This is a genomic window from Mixta mediterraneensis, assembly GCF_014946725.1.
Lineage (GTDB): Bacteria > Pseudomonadota > Gammaproteobacteria > Enterobacterales > Enterobacteriaceae > Pantoea > Pantoea mediterraneensis.
On sequence record NZ_JACFXY010000023.1, the window covers coordinates 1 to 12,829 of the forward strand.

The 12,829-nt window shown below is 47.4% G+C and carries 8 protein-coding genes and 2 pseudogenes; 2 read left to right on the top strand and 8 right to left on the bottom strand.

Going from position 1 to position 12,829, the window contains the following annotated elements:
• Positions 1-127: 127 nt before the first annotated feature.
• The 5 genes and pseudogenes from H2P46_RS22130 to H2P46_RS22150 form a co-directional block, all read right to left on the bottom strand.
• A pseudogene (locus H2P46_RS22130) lies at positions 128-601 on the bottom strand (ATP-binding cassette domain-containing protein); the annotation flags it as partial.
• Between the two features lie 38 nt (positions 602-639).
• A complete protein-coding gene (gene oppC, locus H2P46_RS22135; RefSeq protein WP_193406914.1) occupies positions 640-1,548 on the bottom strand; it encodes an oligopeptide ABC transporter permease OppC in 909 nt (302 codons plus the stop codon).
• A 14-nt stretch (positions 1,549-1,562) separates the two neighbouring features.
• Entirely contained in the window at positions 1,563-2,483 is a 921-nt protein-coding gene (gene oppB / locus H2P46_RS22140; RefSeq protein ID WP_193406915.1) for an oligopeptide ABC transporter permease OppB, read from the bottom strand.
• An 88-nt stretch (positions 2,484-2,571) separates the two neighbouring features.
• Positions 2,572-4,212: pseudogene (gene oppA, locus H2P46_RS22145) on the bottom strand (oligopeptide ABC transporter substrate-binding protein OppA).
• A gap of 885 nt (positions 4,213-5,097) precedes the next feature.
• Positions 5,098-5,745 (bottom strand): YchE family NAAT transporter, encoded by a 648-nt coding sequence (locus tag H2P46_RS22150; RefSeq protein ID WP_193406916.1) that lies wholly within the window; start codon positions 5,743-5,745, stop codon positions 5,098-5,100.
• A gap of 430 nt (positions 5,746-6,175) precedes the next feature.
• Between H2P46_RS22150 and adhE the strand changes: the two genes are divergently transcribed.
• Entirely contained in the window at positions 6,176-8,863 is a 2,688-nt protein-coding gene (gene adhE / locus H2P46_RS22155) for a bifunctional acetaldehyde-CoA/alcohol dehydrogenase (protein ID WP_193406917.1), read from the top strand.
• 53 nt (positions 8,864-8,916) lie between these two features.
• Here the strand turns inward: adhE and tdk are convergent, their stop codons facing one another.
• On the bottom strand, positions 8,917-9,537 hold the full coding sequence (tdk, locus tag H2P46_RS22160; protein ID WP_193406918.1) for a thymidine kinase: 621 nt from the start codon (positions 9,535-9,537) through the stop codon (positions 8,917-8,919).
• Positions 9,538-9,967: 430 nt separating this feature from the next.
• On the opposite strand from tdk, the gene hns reads away from it, so the two are divergent.
• Positions 9,968-10,375, top strand: a complete 408-nt coding sequence (gene hns, locus H2P46_RS22165; RefSeq protein ID WP_193406919.1) for a histone-like nucleoid-structuring protein H-NS — start codon at positions 9,968-9,970, stop codon at positions 10,373-10,375.
• Between the two features lie 90 nt (positions 10,376-10,465).
• Here hns and H2P46_RS22170 read toward each other — a convergent pair whose 3' ends face one another.
• Positions 10,466-11,473 carry an NAD-dependent epimerase gene (locus H2P46_RS22170; protein WP_193406920.1) on the bottom strand — a complete coding sequence of 336 codons (1,008 nt, stop codon included), beginning with the start codon at positions 11,471-11,473 and terminating at the stop codon, positions 10,466-10,468.
• Positions 11,474-11,487: 14 nt separating this feature from the next.
• Positions 11,488-12,828 carry a UDP-glucose dehydrogenase family protein gene (locus H2P46_RS22175; RefSeq protein WP_193406921.1) on the bottom strand — a complete coding sequence of 447 codons (1,341 nt, stop codon included), beginning with the start codon at positions 12,826-12,828 and terminating at the stop codon, positions 11,488-11,490.
• Position 12,829 lies beyond the last annotated feature (1 nt).

Consider the following 12,829-nt stretch of genomic DNA (forward strand, 5'->3'; position numbering starts at 1 on the left):
TGTAAAACACTAATCTCCACTCTGGTCTCCAATGTCATCATTGGCAGTGCCTTAAAACTGCCATTTTTACCCTAGGTGGGTCAGATTTACATCGGCAGGTGGGCCAGTTTTACATCGGTAGCGACACATGCGGATACATTTTCATGCGTTTACGCGCTTCCGGCATTTTTACCGCATCGAGCATACGCACCGACTCTTCAAATGCCTGCGCGCTGTTCATTCCTTTATGCAACTTCAGCACTTCCATCAGCTGCTCACCGACGCGCATATAAGGATTCAGCGAGGTCATGGGATCCTAAAAAATCATGGCACCCTGCTCGGCACGCAGCTTATTCAGCTTACTTTCGGGCAGATTCAGGATCTCATTGCCATTGAATAGCGCGGAACCGCCGATACGGCCATTTTTCGCCAGCAACCCCATTAAAGCAAAGGCCGTTTGTGATTTGCCCGACCCCGACTCACCGACAATTCCCAGCGTTTCACCTGCATGCAATGAGAAATTCAGGTCATTGACGGCGGTAACATCACCATCATGGGTAGCAAATGTGACACGTAAATCCTTAACATCTAACAGCAGATCGCTTCCCGTGCGGGCAGCCATCGCTGGCCGGAACTCATGAATAGTCATCGGGAAACTCCTTAACGATCTTTCGGGTCGAGGGCATCACGCAGGCCATCGCCGATAAAGTTAAAACAAAACAGCGTGACAACCAGAAAGCCCGCCGGGAAAAACAGCAGCCAGGGCGAAACTTCCATCGAATTTGCGCCGTCGCTGAGTAACGCCCCCCAGCTACTAAGCGGTTCCTGCGTTCCCAATCCCAGAAAGCTCAGGAATGATTCAAACAGAATCATGCTGGGCACCAGCAACGAGGCATACACCACAACCACACCAAGCACATTCGGTACGATGTGGCGTAGCACGATATTAAACGTGGATACGCCGCCAACGTGAGCCGCTTCTATAAACTCTTTACGTTTCAACCCCAGAGTCTGACCACGCACGATACGCGCCATATCCAGCCAGGAAACCATGCCGATGGCGGCAAAGATCAGCAGAATATTACGCCCAAAGAAGGTGACGAGCAGAATCACAAAGAACATAAAGGGAAACGAGTTAAGGATTTCCAAAATACGCATCATCACTGAGTCAGTTTTCCCGCCGAGATAACCGGCAGCAGAACCGTACAGCGTGCCGACAATAACGGCGATAAAGGCAGAAGCAATGCCGACCATCAGTGAAATACGGCCCCCAATTGCCACACGCACCAGCAAATCCCGCCCCGATGAATCAGTGCCAAACCAGTGACCTGAAGTGGTATCTGGTGCGGCAGACATCATGCCCCAATCCGTATCGTCATAAGAGAATGGCGACAGCAACGGCGCGACGATAACAAACACGGTGATCGCTAGCAGAATTAACAAACTAAGCAGTGCTGCGCGGTTATGGATAAAACGGCGACGCGCATCCTGCCACAGGCTGCGCCCTTCTACTTCCAGCTTTTCGCTGAATGCGTCAAGAGCTTCGCTATTTTTCTTACCTAACATCATGGCGAACTCCCGAATCAGTAGCGAATTTTCGGATCGATGACGGCATACAGTACGTCAACAATCGCGTTAAAAATAATAGTTAACACCCCGACTAAAATAGTCAGGCTCATAACCAATGAGTAATCGCGGTTTAATGCGCCATTGACGAACAGCTGACCGATACCCGGTAATCCATAAATAGATTCAATCACCATTGAACCAGTGATAATGCCAACGAAGGCAGGTCCCATATATGAGATGACCGGTAGCAATGCCGGCTTCAGAGCATGACGCAACACAATACGCCGCAGCGGTAAACCTTTGGCGCGCGCAGTGCGAATAAAGTTAGAGTGCATCACTTCAATCATTGAACCGCGGGTAATACGTGCGATGCTGGCAATATAAGCCAGTGACAGCGCCACCATCGGCAACAGCATATAGCTCCATTGACCGCCGTTCCAGCCGCCGCCCGGTAACCATTTCAGGGTGATGGCGAAGATCAATACCAGCAGCGGTGCCACCACAAAGCTGGGTATGACCACGCCGGTCATTGCCACTCCCATCACGGCATAATCCCATAAACTGTTTTGCCGCAATGCCGCGATAACGCCAGCCGTCACGCCCAGTACCATCGCCAGCAAGAAGGCTGCCAGACCAAGCTTTGCGGATACCGGGAAAGCATGCGCCACCAAATAGTTCACGGAATAATCTTTATATTTAAATGACGGACCGAAGTCGCCATGACCAAGCTGGACCAAATAATCCACATATTGCTTACCGATCGGGTCGTTAAGGTGATACTTCGCCTCAATATTGGCCATAACTTCTGGTGACAAGGTGCGCTCGCCGCTAAACGGACTGCCAGGGGCCAGGCGCATCATAAAGAAGGAGATGGTAATCAGAACGAAAAGCGTCGGGATTGCCTCAAGCAATCGACGCAGAATAAATTTTAACATTGCCGTACCTACCAGGCTGTTGCTTCACAACGCAATAATAAAAAAGGCGGCGCGAGATGCACCGCCGCTGTCGATAGCCTGTGTGCTATTAATGTTTAATAATATAAAAGTCTTTATCCAGGGTTTTATCCAGCGGATCTTTACCGGTGTAGCCGCCAACATAAGGTTTAACCAGGCGTGCGTTCACATAGTAATAAACCGGTACGATAGCACTGTCTTTGTCCATAATTTGTTCAGCTTTCTGATAGTCCGCCATGCGGGCTTTATCATCTGCTGCACCTACCGCGTCGTGAATGACCTTATCAAAGTCAGTACTCTTATAATGGGCGGTATTATTACTGCTGTCTGAAAGCATGGTGTTCAGGAAAGACGTTGGTTCATTGTAATCCGCACACCAGGCCGCGCGCGCAACGTCGAAGTTACCCTGATGACGGGTATCCAGATAGGTTTTCCACTCCTGGTTTTCCAGCCTGGCGTTCACACCAATATTCTTCTTCCAGATGGAAGACGCTGCAATCGCCAGTTTTTTATGCAGGTCGGAAGTGTTGTAGAGCAGATTAAAGGTCAATGGTTTATCCGCGGTATAACCGGCTTCGGCCAGCAATTTCTTCGCTTCTTCATTACGTTTTGCTTGTGACCATTTGAACCACTCTGGCGGGAGCAAATCAATGCCATCGGTAGCTGGCGGCGTGAAGCTGTAAGCCGGAAGCTGGCCTTGCGCCAGCACTTTGTTCACGATGATGTCACGATCAATACCCAGTTTCAGCGCCGCACGTACACGCGGATCGGTAAATGGCGCTTTCTGATTATTGATTTCATAGTAGTACGTGCACAGATACGGATCGACATGCAGCTCTTTGCCGTTCTCACGCTGCAACTTCTTAAACAGTTCGATCGGCATATTATTGTAAGTCATGTCGCTGCCATTATCGGAGAAGTAACGGTTAACGTCACTCACTTCGGAATTAATCGGCAGGAAAGTTACTTTGTTCAATACAGTGTGCGCGTTGTCCCAGTATTCCGGGTTACGCACCAGTGTAATCCGTTCGTTAATGACGTGGGCTTCCAGCTTAAAAGCACCGTTACCCACCCAATTCTACGGCTGAGTCCACTGATCGCCAAATTTTTCGATCGCAGGTTTATAAACCGGCGACATTACGGAATTGATCAACAGCTTGTAAAAATAGGGGACCGGTTCGCTGAGCGTGACTTCCAGCGTGTGATCGTCAATGGCTTTTACACCCAATGCAGTGGTTGGTTTTTTGCCGGCAATAATGTCATCCACATTCATGATGTGGCCGTATTGCAGATAGCTGGCATAAGGCGATGCGGTTTTAGGATCGGCCAGGCGCTGCCAGCTGTAAACAAAATCCTGTGCGGTGACGGGCTGGCCATTCGACCATTTCGCATTTTGACGTAAATGGAATGTCCAGACTTTAAAATCTTTGTTTTCCCAACGCTCGGCTACGCCTGCTACCGGCTTACCTTCTGCGTTGCTGACCAGCAGACCTTCATACAGATCGCGGGCAACGTTATCTTCGGGTACGCCTTCAATTTTATGCGGATCCAGTGATTGTACTTCGTCGCCATTACCTCTGATCAGTTCTTGCTTAGCTGCCAACTCAACCCCAGGCGGCACCGTAGCCGCCAGAACAGCGTTCCCTGCCAGAGCGCTTATCGCGGCGATGACGCCGGCTGCGATAAGGCTTTTCTTCGTGATGTTGTTCATTATTACACTCCAGTTTTTTTATTGTCACCGGGGCTTTTTGCGCCCTGGTGTCCCCGTTTCCGGGATCCTCGGTGTGAGCACCTGAGGATTTATTCGCCCCCGAATGGTGGCCTGCATGGTCGCCAACTTCCCGGCTGTCTCGCCAGGTAAGCACACGACGCAATGTTATTTAATGAAATAAGATTCAGGTCTGTCCTGTGTTTTTTTACCGGTAAACCCTTGCCAGGGTTGACCCATCGCACACTAACGCCGTTGTAAGACACCCTTGCCAGTTTATGTTACGGCTTGCTTATACCGTGCGCTGCGTTTCTTTGTCGGCATTCAGCGATGACGCTAACAACGGATTAAATTCAAACGCATATAACCTTATAAGCAAAAATCGTTCTCACTTTGACTCACCAGGAAAAATTTATTGCGCCGAAATTATCAGAAGCTGTAAGAAGGCGCCAAAGTTTAATAACAAAAATGTTAGCTGTTTCTCTTTTATCACGAGAACTCTCGCAACGGAAGTGTTAATTTTTCAGCTAAAAATATCTTAACCTAATGATAAATAATCATATTTAGAGATTTTTTGTTCTGAAAATCCAAAATAGCCATTTTTTAATTTTTTCCTGGCAATTATCTGGAATCAGACAGGTGTAACGCGATCTAACAGGGTTTTATTAGAGAAATGGTGAATTTTAGTTAGGCGGGGATAATAGTTTTTAGCAGATAATCATGTGACAATTATCACATGCATCGTTGAATCTGACAGAAGAAAGTAATAAAGGTGATAATATTGATGGTAACTTAAGCAAGATGAATAACTGCATTGGTGCAAATAAAGCCTTTATTTGCACCAATATGGGTCATGCTTTTATTTCAAACAAAAAATAAGCACCATGTTTAACCAAGCAATCCTGGAAAAAGTGCTTTCATTCCTGTTACCACAAATTCAATTCCCAGCGCCATAAGCAGCAAGCCCATAATACGCGTGATCACGTTGATCCCGGTTTGTCCCAATACACGCACCATCAAAGGGGCCGCTCTGAACAAAAGCCAGCAACAAAACGCAAAAATAGCAATGGCAAGGCTAAAGCCCAGAAGATTCAGCAGGTTATGATAGCGTGTACTCCAGACGATAGTAGAACTAATAGCGCCTGGCCCCGCCATCAAAGGTAACGCTAACGGCACAACGCCAATGCTTTCGCGGATCGCCGTTTCTGACTTTTCCTGTTTGTTCTGTTTATCTTCGCCCAGTTTTCCACTGATCATCGACATGGCTATCGTGACCACCAAAATTCCCCCTGCGATGCGGAATGAATCAATAGAAATACCGAACAGATGTAATATGGCATCGCCCAGGAACAGGGAAGTCCAGAGGATAATTGCCACCGCCAGGTTAGCAGTAAGATTAGTTTTATTGCGTTCAGCAGCGGTCTGATAGCCGGTCATACTGATAAAAACCGGAATGATGCCAACCGGATTGACCAGCGCAAAAAGACCAACAAAAAATTTTATATAGCCAGATAAATCTAACAGCGCAGGGTTCACGATGAACATCCTTCCAGAATAAAAAATCGCGCCTAATGTAAGGCAAAAACCCAGCGTACACCAGTACGCCTGACAGGTATTTATTCTGGTTAATTCAGTAAGAAACAGTGTTAACTTCCAGTCTGGAAACGCGGCATGGTTTATGTCGCTAAAGGACAGGTTTCATTGCGATCGTTTTTGTCTACAAAATAAACAGCACGTAAAGACAAGCTGAAAGGTGTCAGCTTTGATCTGCATCATCACTACCCTGCCTCAAACCGGCTAACCTTTTCGCATCGTAAGCATACAGGACGCTCCACCCTGCATGTTTAAACTTTTTTAGTAAGCTGATGAAATACTTATAAATTAGCACGAAATCAAGGTATTAGCGCAGCACATCTATACTCAGGCTTGTTTACTAAAAAAGTTTAACTTCCTTCAGGAGAGCACCATGGCCGTTACTAATGTCGCCGAACTTAACGCACTGGTTGAGCGGGTAAAAAAAGCGCAGCGTGAATATGCCAGTTTTTCTCAGCAACAGGTTGATGCTATTTTCCGCGCTGCAGCCCTCGCCGCTGCTGACGCACGTATTCCACTCGCCAAAATGGCTGTTGCTGAATCAGGTATGGGGCTAGTGGAGGACAAGGTTATTAAAAACCACTTCGCTTCTGAATATATTTACAATGCTTATAAAGACGAAAAAACCTGCGGGATTTTAAAAACCGATGATACCTTCGGCACCATTACCATTGCAGAACCGATTGGTTTGATTTGCGGTATCGTCCCAACCACCAACCCAACCTCTACCGCCATTTTCAAAGCGCTGATTAGCCTGAAAACCCGCAACGGCATTATTTTCTCGCCACATCCACGCGCTAAGAATGCCACCAATAAAGCTGCAGACATCGTGCTGCAGGCTGCCATCGCTGCGGGCGCGCCAAAGGATATTATCGGCTGGATTGACGCGCCATCGGTGGAGCTTTCCAGTCAGCTGATGCACCATCCAGACATTAATCTGATTCTCGCAACCGGCGGTCCAGGCATGGTTAAAGCCGCGTACAGTTCTGGTAAACCCGCCATTGGTGTTGGGGCAGGCAACACGCCAGTTGTGATTGATGAAACGGCTGATATTAAACGTGCAGTTGCGTCTATTCTGATGTCCAAAACGTTTGATAACGGTGTGATATGTGCTTCTGAGCAATCCGTCATCGTGGTGGATTCAGTCTATGATGCGGTACGTGAACGTTTCGCGAGTCACGGCGGTTACATGCTGCAAGGCAAAACGTTGAGCGCCGGACAGGACATCATCCTCAAAAATTGCGGGTTAAATGCCGCTATCGTTGGTCAGCCAGCAGTAAAAATTGCTGAAATGGCCGGTATTTCGGTTCCACCTGACACCAAAATATTAATCGGCGAAGTCGCGTTAGTTGATGAATCTGAACCTTTCGCCCATGAGAAGCTGTCCCCGACGCTGGCCATGTATCGTGCAAAAGATTACATGGATGCGGTTAGTAAAGCAGAAAAGCTGGTAGCAATGGGCGGTATCGGCCACACCTCTTGTCTGTACACCGATCAGGATAACCAGACCGAGCGTGTCCATCACTTCGGCGATAAGATGAAAACCGCGCGTATCTTAATTAATACGCCCGCTTCGCAAGGCGGTATCGGTGATTTATACAATTTCAAACTCGCGCCTTCTTTGACGTTAGGTTGTGGTTCATGGGGAGGTAACTCTATCTCCGAAAACGTCGGTCCAAAACATCTTATCAACACGAAAACTGTGGCTAAACGAGCTGAAAATATGTTGTGGCATAAACTTCCAAAATCCATTTACTTCCGTCGTGGTGCGCTGCCGATTGCGCTGGAAGAGGTCGCAACGGATGGCGCAAAACGCGCCTTTATCGTCACCGATCGCTTCCTGTTTAATAACGGTTATGCTGATCAGGTAACGCGTGTGTTGAAATCGCATGGCGTTGAAACGGAAGTTTTCTTCGAAGTAGAAGCGGACCCAACGCTTAGCATCGTCCGTAAAGGCGCTGAACAAATGCACAGCTTTAAGCCTGATGTGATTATTGCCCTGGGCGGTGGTTCGCCAATGGATGCCGCTAAAATCATGTGGGTAATGTATGAACATCCTGAAACGCATTTTGAAGAACTGGCGCTGCGCTTTATGGATATTCGGAAACGTATCTATAAATTTCCGAAAATGGGCGTAAAAGCGCGGCTGGTAGCCATCACGACCACTTCCGGTACAGGTTCTGAAGTGACGCCATTTGCGGTAGTCACTGACGACGCAACCGGGCAGAAGTATCCGCTGGCTGATTATGCTTTAACGCCGGATATGGCAATTGTTGATGCTAACCTGGTGATGGATATGCCCCGCTCACTTTGCGCGTTCGGGGGGCTGGATGCTGTGACACATTCCCTCGAAGCCTATGTTTCAGTGCTGGCGAATGAATATTCAGATGGTCAGGCTCTGCAAGCGCTGAAATTATTGAAAGAATATTTACCTGCCAGCTACGCAGATGGCGCTAAGAATCCGGTTGCACGTGAGCGGGTACATAACGCCGCGACCATTGCAGGTATCGCCTTCGCAAACGCCTTCCTGGGAGTTTGTCACTCAATGGCGCACAAACTGGGCTCTGAATTCCATATTCCACACGGTTTAGCTAACTCCCTGCTGATTGCAAACGTCATCCGTTATAACGCAAATGACAATCCAACGAAGCAGACAGCGTTCAGCCAGTATGATCGTCCGCAGGCGCGTCGTCGTTACGCTGAAATCGCCGATCATCTGGGATTAAGTGTTGAAGGCGACCGCACCGCGCAAAAAATTGAAAGATTGCTGGCGTGGCTGGATGAGATGAAAACGCAGCTCGGGATCCCGACGTCTATTCGCGAAGCTGGCGTCCAGGAAGCCGACTTTTTGGCGAAAGTCGATAAGCTGGCTGACGATGCGTTTGATGACCAGTGTACCGGTGCTAACCCACGCTATCCGTTGATTGCCGAGTTAAAACAGATCATGTTAGACAGTTTCTACGGTCGTGAATATGCAGAGCCCTTCGCAAGCGTTGCAGAATCTGTGGCGGCTCAACCATTGCAGGGGGAAATCGTTGAGAAGAAACTCAAAAAAGCGTAATGCCGTGTAATAAAAAACCCGCAATAGCGGGTTTTTTGCCTGCAATTCGAATTCTATATTTTTGCCGCCTGATCTCCGTGAATAGCCTGAAGCGAACCCTGCTCAATTGCTTGCTTGTAATGTTTCCGGCAGACGGAAATATAACGTTCGTTGCCGCCAATCACTACCTGCTCCCCTTCCCTAAAAGGTTTGCCGTTGCTATCTAACCTTAACACCATGCCAGCTTTACGGCCGCAATGACAAACGGTCTTTAATTCAACCAACTTATCGGCCCAGGCCAACAGATATTCGCTGCCAGTAAATAGCTCTCCGCGAAAGTCGGTGCGTAATCCATAACAAAGTACCGGAATATCCAGCTTATCGACCACGTCAGACAGCGCTTTAACTTGCTCGCGCGTTAAAAACTGGCTTTCATCCACGAGCACACAGTGAACAGGCTGACGTGCATGTTCAGCGGCAATATCCACATCAAGTTTGGTCGTTTCGTTATAGAGCGAGGCGGGAGAGGATAAACCAATCCTGGAGCTTATCTTACCCGCACCAAAGCGATCGTCGATTTCAGCGGTATAAACCAATGTACGCATGCCACGTTCTTGATAATTATAGGATGATTGTAATAGCGCGGTAGATTTACCGGCATTCATTGCAGAATAATAAAAGTAGAGCTGAGCCATAGGAGCTGAATCTCAGTTAAGACGAAACAGAATGCCGGCTATTTTAGCACAGAAGAGTAGGCTCACCGCTGAGAATTAATGGTGCGTTATTGAGCGGAAGGTTGTCGATATACGCATCTCTTGTTAACCCCGTCCTGTGATTTGACATTAAAAGCTCATTAGAAACCGAAAAAATGATAGTCTGGCTCCGGGCATCGCCCGATCAAATTTTAGCCAGAAAAACAAGCGTGAATTTATTTGTATAAGTTTAATGAATATATAATTTTCTGTCTCAGTAAAGTCTTAGCGGCCAGTTTAAGCTACGTCTTTTACGTCAGGTTTATTAACAGTTATTTTATGCTTAACTTAATTTGCTGTTGAAGTTATTTTTTGCCAACACTACTATTAGCGGGCAGAACAACTCTTCTTTAATTATTCAGAGATCAGGACAATGAGCGAAGCACTTAAAATTCTTAATAATATTCGCACGCTGCGTGCGCAGGCCAGAGAATGCACGGTAGAAGCACTTGAAGAAATGCTGGAGAAACTGGAAGTTGTGGTTAATGAACGCCGCGATGAAGAATCTCACGCTGAAGCAGAAAATGCCGAGCGGACGCGTAAGCTGGAACAATACCGCGAAATGTTGATGGCTGATGGGATTGATCCTAACGAATTACTGAGTGGTTTGGCCGAATCAAAAGCGACGGGTAAAGCTAAACGTGCAGCCCGTCCAGCCAAATATCATTATGTCGATGAAAATGGTGAAACTAAAACCTGGACCGGTCAGGGCCGCACACCGGTTGTGATTAAAAAAGCGCTTGAAGAACAAGGTAAAAAATTAGAAGACTTCTTACTTTAATTGCTCTGATTGCTCCATTGTTTGGCGGATCTTTTTATTTCGATATTGCCATTATCACATCAGGGAAAAGGAAGCCATGGCTTCCTTTTTTTATACTTTATAGAATTCACGATACCAGTTAACAAACCGTTTAACGCCCTCTTCTACGCTGGTTTGGGGCTTAAAACCAATCGCTTTGAATAATGCCTGCGTATCCGCACTGGTTTCCAGCACATCACCCGGTTGCATCGGCATGAGGTTTTTGATTGCGGTAATGCCCAGCGCTTTTTCAATCGCTTCGATGTAGCTCATTAAGGTGACAGGATCGCTATTGCCAATGTTATAAACGCGGTATGGCGCTGAGCTGGTCGCTGGAGAACCGGTTTCGACCGTCCAGTTATCATCTCGCTGTGGAATGACATCCTGCAACCGCACAATAGCTTCAGCAATATCGTCTATATAAGTGAAATCACGTTTCATCTGGCCCTGGTTATAAACATCTATGGCTTCACCAGCAATCATTGCGCGCGTGAATTTAAATAACGCCATATCCGGGCGCCCCCAGGGGCCATAAACGGTGAAAAAACGTAACCCTGTAGTGGGTAATTGATAAAGATGGGAATACGTGTGCGCCATAAGTTCATTGGCTTTTTTCGTTGCTGCATAAAGCGAAACAGGATGGTCAACGCTGTCATCGGTAGAAAAAGGCATTTTACGGTTCAGCCCGTATACAGAACTCGATGATGCGTAGAGCAAATGCTCGATTTTATGATGACGGCAACCCTCAAGGATATTTAAATGACCAATGAGGTTAGCATCCGCATAGGCGTCAGGGTTATCAATAGAATAACGAACGCCAGCTTGTGCACCTAAATGAATAACGCGTTGAAAAGTGTGTTGCTGAAAAAGTGAAGCCATAGCTTCACGATCGGCTAAATCAAGTTTAATGAACTTAAAACTGGAAGAAGACTTTATTAGGTCGAGGCGGGATTGTTTTAGATTGATGTCATAGTAGTCATTCAGGTTGTCGATGCCAACAACCTGGTGACCGGCGGCCAACAAGCGTTGGCTAATATGAAAACCAATAAAACCTGCGGCGCCGGTTACCAGAAAATTCATAAATCCCTCGTCAATTATACCACCTGGATGGATGCGCCGCGGCCGATAGCGTAATAGACGAAACCGCGTTTGCTTATACGCTCTGGATCATACAGGTTGCGACCATCAAAAATCACGGGTTCTTTCAGTGCCTTTTTGATTACGTCGAAGTCAGGTGCACGGAAATTTTGCCATTCCGTACAAATGACCAGCCCGTCAGCGCCTTGCAGCGCCGCTTCTTTGGTGCCCATCAGCTTAAGATCGCTGCGGTGTCCATAGATGCGTTGCGCTTCATCCATTGCTTCTGGATCAAAGGCCTGAACCGTTGCACCCGCTTCCCACAGTGTTTCCATCAGCACGCGGCTGGAGGCTTCACGCATGTCATCAGTGTTTGGCTTAAATGATAATCCCCATAACGCAAAGGTTTTACCACTCAGGTCTTCGCCAAAATGACGCTTAATAAAGGTTGGCAGCTTGGTTTTCTGGCTGTCGTTCACATCTTCTACAGCTTGCAGGAGACGCGGTTTGTAGCCAATCGATTCAGCGGTACGAATCAATGCCTGCACATCTTTCGGGAAGCATGATCCACCATAACCACAACCAGGATAAATGAAGTGATAGCCGATACGGGGATCAGAACCAATGCCCTGACGCACTTTCTCAACGTCCGCGCCTAACCGTTCGGCAAGGTTAGAAATTTCATTCATAAAACTGATTTTGGTCGCCAGCATGCAGTTTGCAGCGTACTTAGTCAGTTCTGCACTGCGAATATCCATCAGAATCATACGGTCGTGGTTACGGTTAAAGGGTTCATAAAGTTCCCGTAACAGTTCAACCACATCATCATTGTCCATACCAACAACGATACGTTCTGGCCGCATGCAGTCATTTACTGCCGCGCCCTCTTTCAGGAACTCAGGGTTAGAAACCACATCGAAACTGATGTTAACATCGCGCGCCTTCAGCGTTTCGGTCATCACTGAACGTACTTTATCTGCTGTGCCTACCGGAACAGTCGATTTATCGATAATAACTTTGTGTTCATTCATATGTTGCGCGATGGTACGTGCCACGGCAGTAACATATTTAAGATCGGCAGATCCGTCTTCATCTGGCGGTGTGCCTACAGCAATAAACTGCATCACACCGTGATTAACACCCAACTCGGCGTCAGTGCTAAACTTCAGGCGACCCGCTTCGTAATTGGCTGTAACCAGCGGCGTCAGGCCTGGTTCAAAAATAGGGATGATGCCTTTCTTGAGGTTTTCGACTTTGTTTGCGTCGACATCAATGCACAGAACGTCATGTCCGACTTCGGCCAACACCGCAGCCTGAACCAGACCGACATAGCCGATACCAAATACAGTGACTTTCATT

What these genes read in the sequence shown, in the direction of transcription:
- H2P46_RS22170 (WP_193406920.1), bottom strand. Translation starts at nt 11,473, where the DNA reads ATGAATTTTCTGGTAACCGGCGCCGCAGGTTTTATTGGTTTTCATATT.
- H2P46_RS22175 (WP_193406921.1), bottom strand. Translation starts at nt 12,828, where the DNA reads ATGAAAGTCACTGTATTTGGTATCGGCTATGTCGGTCTGGTTCAGGCT.
- tdk (WP_193406918.1), bottom strand. Translation starts at nt 9,537, where the DNA reads ATGGCTCAGCTCTACTTTTATTATTCTGCAATGAATGCCGGTAAATCT.
- hns (WP_193406919.1), top strand. Translation starts at nt 9,968, where the DNA reads ATGAGCGAAGCACTTAAAATTCTTAATAATATTCGCACGCTGCGTGCG.
- adhE (WP_193406917.1), top strand. Translation starts at nt 6,176, where the DNA reads ATGGCCGTTACTAATGTCGCCGAACTTAACGCACTGGTTGAGCGGGTA.
- oppC (WP_193406914.1), bottom strand. Translation starts at nt 1,548, where the DNA reads ATGATGTTAGGTAAGAAAAATAGCGAAGCTCTTGACGCATTCAGCGAA.
- oppB (WP_193406915.1), bottom strand. Translation starts at nt 2,483, where the DNA reads ATGTTAAAATTTATTCTGCGTCGATTGCTTGAGGCAATCCCGACGCTT.